16 protein-coding genes and 1 pseudogene are annotated in these 17,702 nt (G+C 60.7%); 15 read left to right on the top strand and 2 right to left on the bottom strand.

What is annotated here, in order from left to right:
* The first annotated feature begins 6 nt into the window (after positions 1–6).
* The 5 genes from phnC to HMPREF9695_RS24805 are packed head-to-tail and all read left to right on the top strand — an operon-like array spanning position 7 to position 4,450.
* The gene (gene phnC / locus HMPREF9695_RS24825) at positions 7–858 is read left to right on the top strand and encodes a phosphonate ABC transporter ATP-binding protein (RefSeq protein ID WP_006023687.1); all 852 of its coding nucleotides are present in this window, start codon (positions 7–9) and stop codon (positions 856–858) included.
* Positions 855–1,715, top strand: a complete 861-nt coding sequence (gene phnD, locus HMPREF9695_RS24820) for a phosphate/phosphite/phosphonate ABC transporter substrate-binding protein (RefSeq protein ID WP_006023686.1) — start codon at positions 855–857, stop codon at positions 1,713–1,715. Before phnC ends, phnD begins: the two co-directional genes overlap by 4 nt.
* A gap of 7 nt (positions 1,716–1,722) precedes the next feature.
* Entirely contained in the window at positions 1,723–2,541 is an 819-nt protein-coding gene (gene phnE, locus HMPREF9695_RS24815) for a phosphonate ABC transporter, permease protein PhnE (RefSeq protein ID WP_006023685.1), read from the top strand.
* Between the two features lie 12 nt (positions 2,542–2,553).
* On the top strand, positions 2,554–3,555 hold the full coding sequence (locus HMPREF9695_RS24810) for a phosphonate dehydrogenase (protein ID WP_006023684.1): 1,002 nt from the start codon (positions 2,554–2,556) through the stop codon (positions 3,553–3,555).
* 7 nt (positions 3,556–3,562) lie between these two features.
* Positions 3,563–4,450, top strand: coding sequence for a LysR family transcriptional regulator (locus HMPREF9695_RS24805; RefSeq protein WP_006023683.1), 888 nt, complete (start codon positions 3,563–3,565; stop codon positions 4,448–4,450).
* Positions 4,451–4,894: 444 nt separating this feature from the next.
* On the opposite strand, the gene HMPREF9695_RS24800 is transcribed toward HMPREF9695_RS24805, so the two are convergent.
* On the bottom strand, positions 4,895–5,521 hold the full coding sequence (locus tag HMPREF9695_RS24800) for a recombinase family protein (protein WP_024342673.1): 627 nt from the start codon (positions 5,519–5,521) through the stop codon (positions 4,895–4,897).
* Positions 5,522–5,656: 135 nt separating this feature from the next.
* Between HMPREF9695_RS24800 and HMPREF9695_RS24795 the strand changes: the two genes are divergently transcribed.
* The 5 genes and pseudogenes from HMPREF9695_RS24795 (at position 5,657) to xth (ending at position 13,351) form a co-directional block, all read left to right on the top strand.
* Complete coding sequence (locus HMPREF9695_RS24795; RefSeq protein WP_006023681.1) at positions 5,657–8,629, top strand: Tn3 family transposase; 2,973 nt, start codon at positions 5,657–5,659, stop codon at positions 8,627–8,629.
* A gap of 39 nt (positions 8,630–8,668) precedes the next feature.
* Positions 8,669–10,249: pseudogene (locus tag HMPREF9695_RS24790) on the top strand (helix-hairpin-helix domain-containing protein); the annotation flags it as partial.
* A 127-nt stretch (positions 10,250–10,376) separates the two neighbouring features.
* Complete coding sequence (locus HMPREF9695_RS24785) at positions 10,377–10,562, top strand: DUF3606 domain-containing protein (protein WP_006023679.1); 186 nt, start codon at positions 10,377–10,379, stop codon at positions 10,560–10,562.
* Between the two features lie 140 nt (positions 10,563–10,702).
* Positions 10,703–12,517 carry a DNA ligase D gene (ligD, locus tag HMPREF9695_RS24780; RefSeq protein WP_202988751.1) on the top strand — a complete coding sequence of 605 codons (1,815 nt, stop codon included), beginning with the start codon at positions 10,703–10,705 and terminating at the stop codon, positions 12,515–12,517.
* Between the two features lie 3 nt (positions 12,518–12,520).
* Positions 12,521–13,351, top strand: coding sequence for an exodeoxyribonuclease III (xth, locus tag HMPREF9695_RS24775; protein WP_006023677.1), 831 nt, complete (start codon positions 12,521–12,523; stop codon positions 13,349–13,351).
* A gap of 7 nt (positions 13,352–13,358) precedes the next feature.
* Here xth and HMPREF9695_RS24770 read toward each other — a convergent pair whose 3' ends face one another.
* Complete coding sequence (locus tag HMPREF9695_RS24770; RefSeq protein ID WP_006023676.1) at positions 13,359–13,949, bottom strand: SOS response-associated peptidase family protein; 591 nt, start codon at positions 13,947–13,949, stop codon at positions 13,359–13,361.
* Between the two features lie 58 nt (positions 13,950–14,007).
* Between HMPREF9695_RS24770 and HMPREF9695_RS24765 the strand changes: the two genes are divergently transcribed.
* The 5 genes from HMPREF9695_RS24765 to HMPREF9695_RS24745 all read left to right on the top strand — a co-directional run bounded on the left by HMPREF9695_RS24765 (position 14,008) and on the right by HMPREF9695_RS24745 (position 17,680).
* Entirely contained in the window at positions 14,008–14,514 is a 507-nt protein-coding gene (locus HMPREF9695_RS24765; RefSeq protein ID WP_024921644.1) for an SOS response-associated peptidase family protein, read from the top strand.
* Between the two features lie 12 nt (positions 14,515–14,526).
* Complete coding sequence (gene dinB, locus HMPREF9695_RS24760) at positions 14,527–15,612, top strand: DNA polymerase IV (protein WP_006023674.1); 1,086 nt, start codon at positions 14,527–14,529, stop codon at positions 15,610–15,612.
* A gap of 409 nt (positions 15,613–16,021) precedes the next feature.
* The gene (locus HMPREF9695_RS24755) at positions 16,022–16,207 is read left to right on the top strand and encodes a hypothetical protein (protein WP_006023673.1); all 186 of its coding nucleotides are present in this window, start codon (positions 16,022–16,024) and stop codon (positions 16,205–16,207) included.
* Positions 16,208–16,526: 319 nt separating this feature from the next.
* Positions 16,527–16,685, top strand: a complete 159-nt coding sequence (locus tag HMPREF9695_RS24750; protein WP_006023672.1) for a hypothetical protein — start codon at positions 16,527–16,529, stop codon at positions 16,683–16,685.
* A 680-nt stretch (positions 16,686–17,365) separates the two neighbouring features.
* The gene (locus HMPREF9695_RS24745; protein WP_006023671.1) at positions 17,366–17,680 is read left to right on the top strand and encodes a DUF736 domain-containing protein; all 315 of its coding nucleotides are present in this window, start codon (positions 17,366–17,368) and stop codon (positions 17,678–17,680) included.
* The last annotated feature ends 22 nt before the right edge of the window (positions 17,681–17,702 follow it).

Here is a 17,702-nt window from a genome sequence, read left to right as displayed (position 1 = left end):
TGATCCATGAAGCCCAGCGATGCCGAGACCGACCGCAAATACGTGTTGCGGCTCAGAAATGTCGGTGTGACCTATTCAGGCGGAGTGGTGGCGCTCAGATCGACCACCCTCGATTTCTTCCAGCGCGAGTTCTCCGTTTTACTCGGCCTGTCGGGTGCGGGGAAATCGACACTTTTGCGCTCCCTGAACCTCCTTGTTAAACCTACCTCCGGCGAGATTGTCTCATCGGATTTCGGTGTCCTTGGCCCGACCGGCGCACTCCGCCAGCACCGGCGCCGAACGGCACTCATTTTCCAGCACCATCAGCTGATCGAGCGACATACGGCCCTCGCCAACGTCCTCACCGGCCGACTCGGCTATCACAATACCTTGCGCAGTTTCTTCCCGCTGCCCCGCGCGGACCTGGAACTGGCTCTCCACTGCCTCGAGCGCGTCGGTCTGGCCGACAAATCCATGACGCGTGTCGATCAGCTCTCTGGCGGCCAGAAGCAGCGTGTCGGGATTGCCCGCGCGCTGGCGCAGCAGCCCAACATCATTCTGGCCGACGAGCCTGTCGCCAGCCTCGATCCCGCCACCTCGGAGAAGATCCTCGAACTGCTTCGCCAGGTGTGCAAAGAAGACGGCATCACCGCCATCGTGTCGCTGCACCAGCTGGAATACGCGCAGCGCTTTGCAGACCGGATCATTGGCCTTGCCGGTGCACATGTTGTGTTTGACGGCGCTCCTGATGAGCTCAATGACGACAATTTCGCCGCGATATACGCCGGGCACCGCCGTGAGCCAATCGCACCCAGCCGGACGAGTAACCCCGCCTACGCCCAGCCACCGTTTACGCCTGAGATGGAGATGTCCCTATGAACCGCCTGCTGAAATTTGCCATTGCTGCCGCCCTTGCCATGGGGCTGGCAGCGCCAGCCCACGCCGCCAATCCGAATCCAGAGACTTTAAAGGTCGCACTGTTACCGGATGAGAATGCGTCCGAGTTGATCAAGCGCAATCAACCGCTCAAGGACTACCTCGAGAAGGAACTGGGCAAGAAGGTCGATCTGGTTGTGACAACAGACTACTCGTCGATGATCGAGGCAATGCGTTTCGGCCGGATCGACATAGCCTATTTCGGTCCGCTCTCGTACGTGCTTGCCAAGGGCAAAGCCGATATCGAGCCGTTTGCGGCAATGGTCAGCGACGGCAAGCCGACTTACCGCTCTGTCGTCATTGCCAACGCGAATGCCAATGTGAATTCGCTCAGCGACATCAAGGGCAAGAAGGTCGCTTTCGGCGATCGCGCTTCCACCTCCAGCCATCTGATTCCGAAGACGTTGATGGCGGAAGCCGGTGTCGTGAATGATCGCGATTACCAGCAGCACTTCGTCGGCAGCCACGATGCGGTTGCGGTGAATGTCGCCAACGGCAATGCGGAAGTCGGGGGCCTTTCCGAGGTGATCTGGAAAACTCTTCTTGAGAGAAAGCTCGTCGACGCAGGCAAGGTCAAGGTCATCGCCTACAGCAAGGAATATCCCCAATACCCGTGGACGATGCGCTCCGACCTGAAGCCGGAGCTGAAGGACAAGATCCGCACCACTTTCGTGAACCTGAAGGACCCCGCAGTTCTGAAGAACTTCAAGGCGGACGGTTTCGCCCCGATCACGGACAATGATTACGACGTGATCCGCGATATGGGAAAGTTGCTTGGAATCGACTTCGGAGCGATGTGAGGACGTGATGACGACGCTCGGCGCAACCACAATCAACACAACAAACCATTATCTCGATCAGTACAGTCGGGCGTGGATCCGGCAGTCTGCCCAGGTTGCTGCGGTACTCGCTATTGTGCTGGTTGCATTCTGGTATGTTGGTCTTCTGGATTTCGGGACCCTGGCAAACGGGGTTCCGGCCATCTTAACGCTGGCCCGCGAGGCGATGCCGCCGGATTTCACCAATGCGCGCGCGTGGCTCAAGCCGCTGGTGGACACCTTGGCAATGAGTATTGCCGGAACGGCAATAGCGGTGCTTCTGTCATTTCCGCTGGCTTTTCTTGCTGCCCGGAACACGTCGCCGCACACGATCGTATTTCATGTCGCCCGTACCCTGCTAAACGCTCTTCGCTCGGTCCCGGAGCTGATTATGGGCATCATTTTCGTTGCTGCCGTAGGCTTTGGTGCTTTACCCGGCGTTCTGGCATTAGGCCTGCATTCGGTCGGTATGGTCGGCAAGTTTTTTGCGGAAGCAATTGAGCATGTCGATGAGGCCCCCATAGAGGCTGCGCGCGCCGCAGGTGCAACTCCGGTTCAAGTGTTGTTCCACGCCGTCCTGCCACAAGTGTCATCGCAGTTCGCAGACGTATCCGTCTATCGCTGGGAATATAACTTCCGCGCATCCACGATAATGGGAATGGTTGGCGCAGGCGGTATTGGGTTTGAGCTGATGGGATCGCTTCGAATCATGTTGTATCAAGAAGTCAGCGCCATTTTACTCGTCATCCTGATAATGGTGACAATCGTCGATGGCCTGAGCGGCTATTTGCGGAAGAAATTCAAGTAAGGACCGGCCATCGTGAAACCGCGCGTCGTCATCACCCACAAAGTGCATCAGGAAACCTTGGATCTCCTCTGTGACCATTGTGAAGTCACTCCCAATCAAACTATGGAAACCCTGCCCCGCGAAGAGATTCGCCGCCGTGTCGGCACGGCGGATGCAATGATGGCCTTCATGCCGGACTGGGTCGACGCCGATTTCCTGGCAGCTTGCCCGCAGATGAAGGTCATCGGCGCGGCCTTGAAGGGCTACGATAACTTCGATGTCGCGGCCTGTACGGCCCGGGGCATCTGGCTGAGCATCGTGCCTGACCTCCTGACCGTGCCGACGGCTGAGTTGGCCATCGGCCTTACCATCGGCCTCACCCGCAAGATGATCCAGGCCGATGCCAGGGTCCGCTGCGGCAAATTCGCCGGTTGGCGGCCGGAGTTTTTCGGCCTGGGCATCGCGGGGTCCGCCATTGGTATTCTCGGAATGGGGGCGATTGGGCAAGCCATCGCCGAACGGCTGAATGGCTGGGGCGCAACGCTGCTATACAACGACCGGGTGCCGATCCCAGCACCCGGCGGCGAAGCTCGACCTAGTGTTGCTCGGCGCAGCCTGGAGGAGGTATTATCCGAATCCGATATCGTCATCCTGGCCCTGGCGCTGGCCCCAGACACCATCCATCTGATCAACGACAGGACGCTCGCCCTGATGAAACCAGGCGCATACCTCGTGAATCCATGCCGCGGCTCTGTCGTGAGCGAAGCTGCTGTTCTAACTGCGCTCACCAGCGGTCAGCTCGGCGGGTATGCCGCCGACGTGTTCGAGCTGGAGGATTGGGCTCGCGAAGACAGACCGCGGGAGATCGCTCCGGGCTTGCTGGGTCACCCAAACACGATGTTCAGCCCGCATATTGGCTCTGCTGTTAAGAAAGTTCGCTTGGCAATCGAACTGCGCGCTGCAGAAAATATCCTGCAGGCCCTTTCGGGTAAGCCGCCAATGGATGCCGTCAACAATCCGAGACAAGTGGCTTAGATCGGCAATGCTGAATCTAGTATGGGTGCGGACATTTCTGGCCCTGGCGAAGCATAAGAGCTTTCAAGCGTCCGCAGAATATCTTCGGATCGCTCAGCCGACGGCCTCATCACATATCCAGAAGCTTGAGGAGCAGCTGGGTGTCCTGCTATTCCATCGCTCCCGAACGGGGTGCGAGCCGACGCGGGAAGCGATGAACTTTCTGCCTTATGCCCAGAGCATCCTTAGGGTTAACGAGCGTGCACTCGCCGCGGTCTCTGGGGAGCGCACGCGGATCGGTGCCAGTTCCAATATCGGAATCTATCTGCTGCAGCCCTATGTCCGGTCATATCTGGAAGGCCGCGATCCAGCGGCTTTTGATATGGTGATTGACCGCAATCCGTCCATCGTCGAGAAACTGGAGAATGTCGAAATAGATGTGGCCGTGTTGGAATGGTGGGACAACCGCGACGGCTGCCAAGTCGAGCGCTGGAGAAGCGAGCCCGTCGTCGTCATCGTTCCGCCCGATCATCCATTGGCGTCTCAAGACCACATTGATCCGGTTCAGTTATCCGCATTTGAGCTTCTCGGCGGCGAACCTGGCACCGGGACCGGGCGGATGCTTGCGAAATATTTCGGCGATCACGCTCAAATGCCGCGGGTTTCCCTACAGTTGGGTAGCACCGAGGCTGTCAAGCAGGCGGTAAAGGCTGGAGTTGGCATCTCTCTAGTTCTGGCGTCAGCCGTATCGGACGAGGTGCGGGCCGGAAGCCTGCGTGCCTTACCCTTCCCTGACCCGCCGCTACGAAAGGACCTGTTTGTCGCTTGGCGCACCGGCATTTCGGGCATGCCTATACCGGCCTTCGCCCAGCATCTATTGAACGCTCACTGCAATGAGACGGTATCCGCTCGCTGACGTCAGCGCCTCTCGAATCGGCTACATGCGCGTTTTGTTGGTCATGAACGCGTATTTCGCACGGTCTAAGCGGTCGCTCAACCGGTTCGATGATTGAGTGAGGAGCTTAAATGCGACGTCAAAGAGCGTGGGTACAGGCGATCTGTTTTCGCATGCGCTCTGCGGTCAGCTGAAGGCGGCCCAGCTCCATCAACCCATGTCATGGGTTCGTGTTTCTTAGTCGATCTGGCTAGCTTCTCCTGTGGCGAATGTCCGCAAAGTGGCAACCAAGCCGCCCTCGGCAACCAATCGAAAGCGCAGAATTCCACTCCACCGCGACGTTCCTGCCCTCTGCCGGAAAAGGCCGCAGTGGCTCATGGCTTGCCGTACAACTTTCTCGAACCAAGGTCCGAAAGGGGTCCGGGAGCGGCCGGAGAAGGCACGAAGCTGTCCCCCTCGCATACTTCAGGTTTCGCGCTTGCGACGACTGAGCAGCTTTTCACCATCGGCTCTCAACTCGCCTTCTGGCCCGACAAACCGGTAGAGCGTCTGCCGGGTAATTCCGAGTTCGGCACAGAGATCGCGCACCTTGGTTGCCGGTTGTCCCATGGATGCGGCGGCAAGCCGCAGCTTGGCTGGCGTCATCTTGAAGGGGCGGCCGCCGTTGCGCCCTCGGGCGCGGGCTGACGCCAGGCCTGCCTTAGTCCGTTCGACGATCAACTCACGTTCGAACTCAGCCAGCCCGGCGAAGATGGCGAATACCAGTCGGCCGTTGGTAGTGGTGGTGTCGATCGATGCGCCTTCGCCAGCCAATATCTTCAGACCAATGGCGCGTTTGGTTAGATCGCCGACCAGGTTGACCAGATGACGTAGATCACGGCCGAGCCGATCCAGTTTCCAAACCACGAGTGTGTCGCCAACACGCAGCGCCTTCAGGCATGCCTCAAGACCGGGTCGGTCGTCGCGGCGGCCCGAGGCTGCATCCTCATAGATATGGTCAGGCAGAACGCCGGCCCTGATCAGGGCGTCGCGCTGCAGGTCGTGGGCTTGACTGCCATCAGCTTTCGAGACCCGTGCGTATCCGATCAACAATGTCATTTATACGTCCGTTTGTGTGACATTCTTCATTTGGTCGCGCCAAAGTCTGTAGATTGTCACATAACCCGTCTTGCAATGTAAGCTCCATGAACGGTTATCTCCGATCTTTTTGTGACGAACGGAGTACCCATGCCCCGCCGGATGATTTTGACGGATGCCGAACGGCAGAATTTCCTTGCTCTTCCCATTGATGACGACACTCTGATCCGGCATTGGTGCCTCGATGACGATGATCGCCATCTTATCGAAACTCGACGCCATGATGACACTCGGTTGGGATTAGCGCTTCAGCTCTCTGCTCTTCGTTATCCCGGCCGCCTGATTCAGCGGGGGGAAGTCATCCCTTCTGTGGCGCTGTCGTTTCTGGCCGAACAACTCGGGATCGAGCCAGAGGCACTTTCCACTTTTGCACGGAGAGCACCAACCCGCTATGAGCAGCTCGCCATCCTGCGCCAGCACTATGGCTTCACTGAACTGTCACACCCGTTGCGCGCCGATCTGCTTGCATTTGCACGCGGCATTGCGATCGCTTCGACGAAAGACAAATTTGTCGTTGCAACACTGGCTGACGAGATGCGGCGGAGGCGCATCATTATTCCCGGCATTACCGTGCTCGAACGGTTGGCGGGGCAGGCTTGCACTGAAGCCGAGGAGGCGCTGTATACCGATGTCGCCGGAAGATTGACGCCGGACCTTGTTCTTCGGATGGAAACATTGCTCGGCGCGGGACGACGCGCAAAACAGAGCGGCATATCCTGGTTGCGAGAACCTCCCGGTAAAGCCGGGGCAACGGCCATGCGGGGATTGATAGATCGACTGGAGGCCGTGCGTCATGTCGGTGTCCCCAATGATGTGCTTCAAGCGATCCCGGCTCACCGTGTTCGTCGGATGGCACAGGAAGGTCGTCGTCTGACTGCCCAGAATTTTGAGCAGATGCGGCCAGGCCGCCGTCACGCGACATTGGCCGCGTTTTTTCTGGAAATGGAAATAGCACTCACCGACGCGGCGATCAGCATGTTCGAGACGTTGATTGGCAAGAGTTTTCGGCAGGCAGAGGCAGCCCGTGACAAGCAACTCCTCGAAACCGCATCGTCGGCGACATCCGCACTCGATTTCTTCGTCAATTTTGGCGAAGCCATAACCGCCCAACGCGAAGCTGGGCTTTCTCTTGATGAGGCGGTGACCACTGTCGCGAGCTGGGAAGAGCTCATTCAGGCAACAGCTTCGGCGAAGGCAGTGAGAAGGCCTCGCAGCGAGGATGATTTGATCACCTACCTGCCGGCTCAATATGCTCGCATCCGGCGGTTCGCGGCTGCATTTCTGGCCTCGTTCACCTTTGAAGGAAACCGCCGAAACGTACATATCATTGAAGCTATTGTGCAGATGGAAACTGCCTGGAGGAAAGGGGCCAGATCAAACGATCGGCCCTGGATCCGCAAGGCGTTGCTGCTGGCGAATGCGCGATGGCGCAAGGAAATCGTCGGCGCTGATGACGTGATCGACCGGAAGATGCTGGAACTCTTTCTCATCGTCGAGCTGAAAAACAGGATTGCCGCCGGCGACATATGGATCAGGGGTTCCCGCGCCTACCGCGCACTCGACGAGTACATGATCTCGCACCAGACGTTTGCCGTCATCAAAGCCGAGGCCCGCATTCCGGTCGCGATTCCGATCGATGTCGAGACCTATCTCGCCCAGAAGGCCGACGCTCTGGATCAAAAGCTGCGTGAGGCGACACGTCGCCTGGAAACTAGTCGAGGCGATACCCGCATCGGCGCAAAAGGATTGCGGGTCCCAGCGGTCAGAAGCACGGAAACCGAAGCCGCAATCGCGTTCGCAAGGCGGGTGGCGACAGCCATGCCGCCAATCCGGTTGACGGACCTTGTGGCCGATATCGACCGGATGACCGGCTTCAGTTCGTTATTCGAGCACCTCCAGACCGGTCGGTCACCTTCCGATCTGCGGGTGTTCTATGCGGCGCTGATCGCCGAAGCCACAAATCTCGGCTTCTCGAAGATGGCGCATGCCTGTCCCGGCATCACGCGCCGCCAGCTACAGCAGATGGCAATCTGGCATTTTCGCGAGGAGACATTCGCTCTGGCGCTCGCCAAACTGGTTGAGGCTCAACACTCTGCCCCGTTCTCAACAGTGTTCGGCTCGCACGCTGTTTCCTCGTCGGACGGACAACATATCCATCTTGGCGACGGCGGCGAAGTCGCAGGCGGCGTCAATGGCAGGTATGGAAACAACCCGATTATCAAGCTCTACACCGCAATCTCTGGTCGCTACGCGCCCTTTCATACCAAAATCATCGCCGCAACGGCAAGTGAAGCCGTTCACGTGCTTGACGCATTGCTGGAAACCGACGCTGGCCTTAATATTGTCCGACACCACGTCGATGGCGGCGGCGTCAGCGATCTTGTATTCGCCCTCTGTCATGCGCTCGGCTTCGCATTCGTGCCGCGCATCCCCGATCTCGACGGGCGATGCCTCTACGCCTTCGGACTGGCCAAACAATACGGAATTCTTCAGAATGTCATGGGTGACCGGATTGACGCCGATCTGATCCGGACGCATTGGGATGATATCTTGCGCCTGATGACCTCGCTACGCACGCGCACCGTCAGCGCCTCGCTCATGCTGAAGCGATTGTCGGCGACAACGAGGCAAAGCGGTCTTGCCCAGGCGTTGCGCCAGATGGGACGGATTGAACGAACCCTCTTCACCCTCGACTGGATCAACGACGAGCAATTGCGAAAGACAACTACCGCTGAATTGAACAAGGGCGAAAGCCGGAACAGCCTTGTTCGGGCAGTCAATCTTCATCGTCTCGGCCGTTTCCGCGATCGCAGTCAGGAAAACCTGTCGATCCGGGCATCCGCTCTCAATCTGGTTGTCACCGCCATCATTCACTGGAACACAATCTATATCGGCCGCGTCATCGATGCCCTGCGCAGTGCAGGACAGGCTATCCCGGATCATCTGCTGTCCAGCCTGTCGCCTCTCACATGGGAGCATGTGAACCTGACCGGCGATTACCTCTGGGAAGAAAAGCCGGCTCTCGACAAAAACGGGTTCCGAGCCATCCCGTTCAACCCATGATCCGCCTGCCGTATATCTGTGCCCCTTTAATGTTCAGGGGCCATGATCAGGAAGGCCGATACGCTCGGGACGTTTCAGATCGAAAGCCGTGCGCAGATGTCGATGCTTCCGCGCCTAAAGCCGCGAACCTATTACGACCTTGTCGTCCAGGTGGCGATCGTTCGGCCTGGCCCGATCCAAGGCGATATGGTCCATCCCTATCTTCGCCGCCGCGAAGGACGCGAGCCCGTCCATTATCCCAAGCCCGAGCTCGAACAGGTGCTCGGAAAAACCTTGGGCGTGCCCCTGTTTCAAGAGCAAGCGATGCGGGTGGCGATCACCTGCGCGGGCTTCACGCCCGGCGAAGCCGATATGCTGCGCAAATCGATGGCCACGTTCAAGTTCACGGGCGGGGTCTCATCGTTCAGGACCAAACTGATCGACGGCATGGTCGCCAACGGATACGAGCGCGATTTCGCTGAGCAGACGTTTCGCCAATTGGAAGGGTTCGGTTCGTATGGATTCCCGGAAAGTCATGCAGCTTCGTTCGCGTTGATCGCCTATGCGAGCGCCTGGCTGAAATGCTGGCATCCGGATGTCTTCTGCGCGGCTTTGCTCAACAGCCAGCCCATGGGTTTTTATGCGCCGGCGCAGATCGTAAGAGACGCGATCGGGCATGGCATCGAGGTACGGCCGGTCTGCGTCACGGCCTCGCGCTGGGATTGCACGCTGGAGCCAACCCGCGACGAAAGCCGCTTTGCGGTCAGGCTCGGCCTGCGGATGGTTCGCGGTCTCGCCAATGGCCACGCCGCCCGGATCCTCGCGGCCCGCACCGATAAACCCTTCGCCTCGGTCGACGACCTCTGGCGCCGCTCCGACGTGCCGCAAGCCGCACTCGTTCTCCTGGCCGAGGCAGATGCATTTCGGCCGGCCCTCGGTCTCGCCCGGCGCGAGGCGCTGTGGGCGATCAAGGCTCTCAGGGACGAACCTTTGCCGTTATTCGTGGCCGCCGCGGCGCGCGATCACGGATCGAGCGCCGAGCTCAACGAACCCGCGGTGGCGCTGCGATCGATGAAAACGGGCGGCGAAGTCGTCGAAGACTACCGGCATGTCGGCTTGTCATTGCGCAGTCACCCGGTCTCGTTTCTTCGCAGCGACCTGCATCGTCGGCGCATCGTCTCCTGCGCGGAGGCGATGGAATCGCGCGACGGCCGCCGGCTCGAAGCAGCCGGCATCGTCCTGGTCCGCCAGCGGCCCGGGTCAGCGAAGGGCGTGATGTTCATCACATTGGAGGACGAGACAGGCATTGCCAACCTCGTCGTCTGGCCGAAGGTCTTCGAAACCAATCGCCGCGCCATCATGGCGGCGAGCATGATCGCCGTGCACGGCCGCATCCAGCGCGAGGGCGACGTGGTTCATCTGGTCGCGCAGCGGATCGTCGACCTGTCGGGCGAGCTGGCCAGCGTCGGCGAGCGCGAGGCCAGCTTTCCGCTGCCTTACGGTCGCGGCGATCAGGTCCGCAACGGCGGTTCGGCCCCCGATCCACGCGAGCGGGCGCCGAGGGCGGTGCGAACGCGCGACATCTATGTGCCAGACCTCCATATCGACACCATCAAGGTGAAAACGCGAAATTTCCACTAGCGGCGGCCGCGAAACTAAATCCGTTTCACAGTTGAAAGCATTCGAGGGCCGATCAACAATACCGCTGCAATTACCATAAGGATCGGAAATCAACGCAACGGACCGATCCAGCCCCAGGGAGATGCAAATGGCCGACGACAAATCGAAACGAGGCAATGCCGACCGTCGGCGCGTCGCCGGCGGCGAAGGGTACGAAGTCAGTTATTTCGCCAAAAAGCACGGCATCACGAAGGACCAAGCCGAGGGCCTGATCAAGCGGATCGGCAATGATCGCAACAAACTCAACGCAGCCGCCGAAAAGCTGAAGAAATAAACGCAGCGCGGCGAAAGGCTGTTCATCCAGGACAGTTACGCGATCAAAGGACAGGTCGTTCGATTATGGCGACGACGCCCAAAACAAAAGCAAGATCGACCGCACGCGAGACGAAGTCTTCGTCGGCGCGAACATCCGCGGTGGCGCCGGCATTCCGTCCCGTTCAGCTCGCTACGCTGGTCGACGCGGTCCCGGCCGGCGACCGCTGGATTCACGAGATGAAATATGACGGCTATCGCACGCTCGTCGCCGTCGGCGGGGGCGAGGCGCGTGCCTATACCCGTTCGGGCCTCGACTGGTCCGGCCGCTTTCCCTCGATTCTCTCCGATGCCCGTAAGCTCAAGGTCCGCTCTGCTCTGATTGACGGCGAGGCGGTCGTGCTCGATCCCGAGGGGCGCTCGAATTTCCAGAAGCTGCAGGGCGCGCTGAAGGGCGCGCCGGCGAGCATCGACTATTTCGCGTTCGATCTGCTCGAACTCAATGGGGATGATCTCACCAGCCTTCCCCTTCTCAAGCGAAAAGCCAAGCTCAAGGACATTCTTCCCGCGAAGGGCACCCACATCCGCTACTCGGATCATATCCAGGGAAACGGCGAGAGACTGCTCAAGAGCTTTTGTGCGGCCGGGCTCGAGGGTGTCGTCTCTAAGCTCGCCAACTCGCGATATGTCGGCGCACGCGCCGGCAGCTGGGTGAAAACCAAATGCATCAAGCGGCAGGAATTCGTCATCGCCGGCTGGACGCCGTCCGACAAGAGCCGCGCCTTCCGGTCGCTCATTCTCGCCGTCCATGACGGCGGCACGCTGCGCTACGCCGGAAAGGTCGGCACGGGCTTCGATACGGCCGAACTCGCGCGCCTGATGAAGATCATGGCGCCACTCGAACAGAAGGCAGCGACGGTCGAGGCACCACGCGCCGAGGTCCGCGGCGCGCATTGGCTGCGGCCGAGGCTCGTGGCCGAGATCGCCTATACCGAGATGACCAACGAGGGAACGCTTCGGCACCCCAGCTATCTCGGGCTGCGCGAGGACAAGAAGCCCGAGGCCGTCGTGCTCGAGACTGAGCATCACGCCGCCGAACTGCCGGCGCCGGCGACAAGCACGGTCGTCATCACAAGCCGCGACCGCGTCATTTATCCGGAAGCCAATATCACCAAAGGCCAGCTCGCCGACCACTATGCGGCTGTCGCCGAGATCATGCTGCCCTGGATCGGCAGCCGGCCGATCAGCCTTGTCCGCTGCCCACAGGGCCGCGCAAAGCAATGCTTCTTCCAGAAGCACGATGCCGGAAGCTTCGGCGAGACGGTTCACCACATTGGGATTGTCGAGAAGGATGGCCACGAAGAGCCCTATCTCTATATCGACGATGCCGATGGGCTCATGACCTGCGTGCAGATGGGAACGATCGAATTCCATGGCTGGGGCGCGCGTATCGAAGATGTCGAGAAGGCGGATCGGCTGATCTTCGATCTCGACCCCGATGAAGGGCTCGATTTTGAGGCGGTTCGCGAGGCTGCCTTCCAATTCCGCGACATCCTGAAATCGATGGGCCTCGAGACGTTTCCGATGGTGACCGGCGGCAAGGGCGTGCATGTCATCGCGCCGCTCACGCCGAAAGCCGAATGGCCGCAAGTCAAGGACTTCGCCTATCGCCTCGCGCAGGCGGTCGCGCAGAACGATCCGAAGCATTTCACTGCGGCGCTTGCAAAGTCCCGGCGCAAGGGGCGCATCTTCGTCGACTATCTGCGCAACCAGCGCGGCGCGACAGCGGTCATGCCCTACAGCGCCCGCACGCGCGCCGGCGCCTCGGTTGCCGCGCCGATAAGCTGGGGCGAGATGAAGACCATCGACTCGCCGGCGCATTTTCACATCGGCGATGCACCGGAGCTGGTGCGCCGCACGAGCTCCAAAACCCTGGCAGGCTGGGGCCGTGCCGAACAAGTTTTGCCCGATATCTAATCCATGAAAATCGCGACCTACAACGTCAATGGCATCAATGGCCGCCTCCCCGTTCTCCTGCGATGGCTCGCACAATCGCAACCCGATATCGTCTGCCTCCAAGAGCTGAAGGCGCCGCAGGAGAAATTTCCGGACAAACCGATCCGCGATCTCGGCTACGACGCGATCTGGCAGGGGCAGAAGAGCTGGAATGGCGTCGCCATTCTCAGCCGCGTCGGACAGATCCACGAAACCCGCCGCGGCCTTCCCGGCGATCCCGACGACAGCCACAGCCGCTATATCGAGGCAGCCGTCAACGGCATCCTGATCGGCGGACTCTATCTGCCGAATGGCAATCCAAAGCCCGGTCCGAAATTCGATTACAAACTTCGCTGGTTCGACCGGTTGATCGCGCATGCCGGCGAACTTCTCGCCACGGGCCAGCCGGTGATGCTCGCAGGCGACTTCAACGTGATGCCGACCGATCTCGACGTCTACAAGCCCGAGCGCTGGCTCGACGACGCTCTCTTCGCTCCCGAAGCGCGCGCAGCCTATTTCCGGCTACTCGAACAAGGTTGGACCGACGCGCTCCGTACGCTCCATCCCGACGAGGCCATCTACACCTTCTGGGATTATTTTCGAAATGCGTTTGCACGAAATGCCGGGCTGCGCATCGATCATCTGCTGCTCAGCCCGCCGCTTGCCGAACGCCTCGTCGACGCTCAGGTCGACGTTGCGGTACGCGGATGGGAAAAGAGCAGCGATCACGCCCCCGTCTGGATCGAGCTTGCGGATGCGACGACATCCGCGAGGCGCGCAGCGCCCCGTCGGCGCGTGACGCCCGTCCGCGCTTGAGGCGTCGTCAACCAACCTGTGCGACAGACAATGTCCCCGCAGGCAGCGGCTTGATCAGCGACTTCGCCGAGATCGCGGGATTGAGCCAGTCAGCCCACGCGGAGCGTTCAAGAATGACGATCTGCCGATCGTGGTAGGGCTTGATATCGGGCCCCGGCTCCATCGTCAGCATCGTGTAGGCCTCTCCGACATCCTTGGTGTCACGCCAGATTCCAGCGATGCAGAAGATCGCCTCGTCGCGCTTCGTGAAAAGCCATTTGTCCTTCTTCTTCTTTCCCTTTTCCGCCGGATCAGTAAACTCGTAGAACCCATCCGCAACAATGAGACAGCGGTTGCTGGTGAACTCGCGACCATCCGAGCGGAAATTATAGACCGGCCGCTTGTTCTGGCCGGGCCAGCTCCACCGGCGCTGCACCAGGTCGGCTTCGTCGCTCGCGCCTTCGACCGGGCGGATGATCGGACCCATGTCGGTGATTTTAATATCTTCGCGAGCCTCGATGTTCGGCGAGCCTTCGCTGAACCGGATTTTGATCTTGAGATCGGCGAAGTCCTCGACGATCGAGGCGACATCCACCATCAGCCGATAGTCATTGCACATCGCTCCCCCTTTCCTGGCATTGCACTGGCGTGGTGTTCCTATTATGTTCTAAAATGCCATGACCGTGAAGGCCTTCAATTCTGATGCACCACTCGACGAACGCCGCGTCATCGTTCGACGCTCCGGCGACGAGGTCGAGATGGTCGAACTGCCGTGGGGCCTGAAGCCGGGCGAGACCGGCGCACGCCCCTGCACCGTCGTACGCGGCGAGGGGCGAACCTTTCCCAATCATCGTTGCCTCGTCCCGGCCACCGAGTTTCGCCATCGTAGCAATGGTAAAGACTACAGCTTCAGGCTTGCGAATGGTGACTGGTTTTATTTTGCCGGAATTTGGCGGCCGGCGACGCGCGACTGGCCCGAGGCCTATGCGATCATCACCATCGAATCGAACGGCGATATCGCGCCCTATCACGACCGCCAGATGGCGGTGCTACGTCGAAATGAGCGTATGGGCTGGCTCGATGCCATGCGCCCCGAGGCGGACATCTTGTGTCCCCTGCCGGCCGGAAGCTTTCGTGTCTCTCGTTTTCACTACGCCCGCGACCAATCCATGCTCGCGCTTTGACGACGTTGTGCCGTGGCAACGGAGTCGGACATCATCCAGCGCAAGATTATCCATGTGGACATGGACGCCTTTTATGCGTCGGTCGAACAGCGTGACGATCCGCACTTGCGCGGACGACCCGTTGCCGTCGGCGGGTCGGAGGCGCGTGGCGTCGTCGCGGCAGCGAGCTACGAAGCGCGTGCTTTCGGTGTTCGCTCGGCGATGGCATCGATCACGGCCAAGCGCCGGTGTCCCGACCTCATCTTCGTGCCACCAAGATTCGATGTGTACCGTGCGGTGTCGGCGCAGATCCGCGAGATCTTCGCCGAACATACCGATCTGATCGAGCCGCTCTCACTCGACGAAGCCTATCTGGACGTGTCGGAGAACAAGCACGGCATTCCGATCGCGAGCGAAATCGCGACCATCGTCCGCGCGCGCATCAAGGAGGTCACGGGCCTCAATGCCTCCGCCGGCATTTCATATTGCAAATTCCTTGCGAAGATGGCGAGCGACCTCAACAAGCCGAACGGCCAGGCCGTTATCACACCCAGCAAAGGCCCATCTTTCGTCGAGGCGCTCGCGGTGAAGAAATTCCACGGCGTCGGGCCTGCGACGGCGGAGAAGATGGGCCGGCTTGGCATTCACACCGGCGCTGATCTCAAGGCGAAACCGCTGGCCTTCCTGCAGCAACACTTCGGAAAAGCGGGAGGCTGGTACTATCGAATTGCCCGTGGAATCGACAATCGGCCCGTCGAGCCCGATCGGCCGCGCAAATCGATCGGCGCGGAAGACACTTTTCACACCGACCTGTTCGACAGCGCGAGCGTGTATTCTGAAATCAGCGCTCTTGTCGCGAAGGTTTGGCGTCTCTGCGAAGCGAAGCAACTGCGGGCGCGCACGGTGACGCTGAAGGTGAAGTACGCCGACTTCCAGCGGATAACGCGAAGCCGCACCGTCTCGCAGCCGTTTCAAAGCGCGGCGCAAGTCGACGAGCTATCGCGGGCGCTGCTCGATCCCTTGTTCCCGGTCGAGAAGGGAATCCGGCTCGTCGGCGTCACGGTCTCCTCGCTCGAAGACGCGGCCGAAATCTCTGAAGGGCAACTCGCGCTGCTCTAAAGTGCGAAGGCGCGAAAGCGCCGGCTGAAACGCTTCCGGAGGGAGAGCGTGGCCGTTGGCCGCGCGGTCCCGGTTGGGATCGGCAGCCCGCCTGCCGGCCGGGGACGATCTGGATCGGCGATTGCTGCGGAGTGTGACGGCGGCCCATCGCGGGAAGCCGCGGCGTTCCCAGCAGCTTCCGGCGAGGGAAAAGGACGTAGCACACAGGTCGTCTTGCCCGCCGCGAACCAATCCCGCTCTTCAGCGATGGCGTCCTGGCCCTCCTCCGGATCTTCCACGATCAACCCACAAGGGGTCGGCTAGCAAGCTGCCGCCACTGCGGCTGCGCCTTCGCGGTGATCGCGACCGGAGGCGGTCCATCGAGGAGCCATCGAGCGGGAATTGGCCCGCTCCGGATGGAGCCTTCGAGATGTCGCACGATCTTTCACTTGCCCAGAATCACGCGTTCCAGCTTGCCCGCACCCTCATGGTCCCGGTGACGCTCTTCAAATCCGGCGATGCCTATGGTGCCCTCCCCTCCGACGAGCTCGACGACGCCGACGATCTCGAACTGATCCACGAATTCGACCCCTACGAGCGCGGCCCGGCTCACTGAGCCGGTTGCGCTGGCGCCGAGCAGCGCGGTGCCTCGACTATCGGCAGAGCCGATCCCGCAGCGCGCTGCAGAACCAAGAAAGAATGGGCCAGCCATAACGTCGAGCCACGGCCATCTCTCTCTCATTGATGGCCGATCATACCGGCAGTCGGGCCGCGTCAAGGACGCGCGGTTGCCCCCAATTTTCCGCCGCTGCCCGTTGGGCGCCGTCAGAAAATCGGCACCCCCGCGCGCCGGCTCTGCCGGTCGCCTCGCGATCCCTGACCCGTCCCTCCAACACCTGGTGCGTGCCTCCGTCATCGAGACGAAGGAGGTTCATATGGAAGACATTCGTGACATCTACGCCGAAATCGCAGAACTCCGCGCTGAGCTTGCGCATTGCATCCTGACGCGCAGGGAGCGCCGCGAAACGCAGCTGCGGCTTGTTCAGGCGCTCACCGAAGCCGACCATCGGCAGCGCGAAGCGGAGGTGACTTAGGCTCCTTATTGTGTCGGCGCTGGCACCGGGTGTTGCCGCATCCGGAAGGAAGCGCTTCCGTCTCTCGGGTGAAGGCCCCGCCTCTCGGCGGACCCGTCGTCGATTAAGTGTAGAGGTGGCGGGTCAGAGCGACACGCAGGAGCCAGCCTTCGCCATCCGGCCAGCATGTCAGGTGTTGTGGGTGTGGAGTCTGGATTGTCGAGTGGGACGGCCGAGAAATCGTGCGAACCGGACATCGCGCGCCGGGCGGCCGCGGTGCCGCGATATTCGCGCGAAGGCGGGTGGTCGCGGAGCCCTTGCCGGAGACGGTTGCGGTCGGCGCGATCGACGCCGGCCTGAAGGGGCAAGTGCACCGTGATGTTGCCGTCGAATGCGATAACGGTGTCGATATGTGAGCCTGTCATCATTCCCGAGGTGTTTGCGAAAGCCACCCCCAACACGAGCCCGATTGGCCTGGTCTGACCGAAGGACGAGCACGCAAGCGTCCTCTCGATCTTGTCCCCGCAACGTCCTGCGACGACTTTTTTCCGCCGCCTTCGGCTTTGCATCGCGAGACAAAAAAGCCGTCTCCGGCCGCCTTCCACTGCGTTGCAGCCCTTCGGGTGCGGGTCGATCGCCTCCGGCCTCACGACCGCCATCGGGTCGCGATGGGCGCGGCCCTGAAACAAGGGAACGAGACAATGGCTAACATCGGCACCTTCACCTCGAACGGCAACGGCTTCACGGGCACCATCCGCACCCTGACCTTGAACGTCAAAGCTCGGCTGGTCCGCATCGAAAACCCCTCCGACAAGGGCCCGCACTTCCGCATCTTCGCCGCAGCGAATGCCGAGCTCGGCGCCGCTTGGCAGAAGCACTCCGACCAGACGGACCGCGACTACCTCTCGGTCAAGCTCGACGATCCGAGCTTCCCCGCCCCGATCTACGCGACCCTGGTCGAGGTCGAAGGCGAGGAAGGCCTGCAGCTGATCTGGTCTCGGCCGAACCGTGACTGACCCGGGCGACGAGCGGGCCCCG

The organism is Afipia broomeae ATCC 49717 (genome assembly GCF_000314675.2).
Taxonomy (GTDB): domain Bacteria; phylum Pseudomonadota; class Alphaproteobacteria; order Rhizobiales; family Xanthobacteraceae; genus Afipia; species Afipia broomeae.
The sequence above is the reverse complement of the archived record's forward strand: the minus strand, read 5'-3'. Positions and strand labels throughout refer to the sequence as shown.

Bases quoted from the DNA above. Each gene is read 5' to 3' on its own strand.
- phnE (WP_006023685.1), top strand. From the start codon at position 1,723: ATGACGACGCTCGGCGCAACCACAATCAACACAACAAACCATTATCTC.
- xth (WP_006023677.1), top strand. From the start codon at position 12,521: ATGAAAATCGCGACCTACAACGTCAATGGCATCAATGGCCGCCTCCCC.
- phnC (WP_006023687.1), top strand. From the start codon at position 7: ATGAAGCCCAGCGATGCCGAGACCGACCGCAAATACGTGTTGCGGCTC.
- HMPREF9695_RS24795 (WP_006023681.1), top strand. From the start codon at position 5,657: ATGCCCCGCCGGATGATTTTGACGGATGCCGAACGGCAGAATTTCCTT.
- HMPREF9695_RS24750 (WP_006023672.1), top strand. From the start codon at position 16,527: ATGGAAGACATTCGTGACATCTACGCCGAAATCGCAGAACTCCGCGCT.
- phnD (WP_006023686.1), top strand. From the start codon at position 855: ATGAACCGCCTGCTGAAATTTGCCATTGCTGCCGCCCTTGCCATGGGG.
- HMPREF9695_RS24765 (WP_024921644.1), top strand. From the start codon at position 14,008: ATGACCGTGAAGGCCTTCAATTCTGATGCACCACTCGACGAACGCCGC.
- HMPREF9695_RS24785 (WP_006023679.1), top strand. From the start codon at position 10,377: ATGGCCGACGACAAATCGAAACGAGGCAATGCCGACCGTCGGCGCGTC.
- HMPREF9695_RS24755 (WP_006023673.1), top strand. From the start codon at position 16,022: ATGTCGCACGATCTTTCACTTGCCCAGAATCACGCGTTCCAGCTTGCC.
- HMPREF9695_RS24770 (WP_006023676.1), bottom strand. From the start codon at position 13,949: ATGTGCAATGACTATCGGCTGATGGTGGATGTCGCCTCGATCGTCGAG.
- HMPREF9695_RS24805 (WP_006023683.1), top strand. From the start codon at position 3,563: ATGCTGAATCTAGTATGGGTGCGGACATTTCTGGCCCTGGCGAAGCAT.
- HMPREF9695_RS24745 (WP_006023671.1), top strand. From the start codon at position 17,366: ATGGCTAACATCGGCACCTTCACCTCGAACGGCAACGGCTTCACGGGC.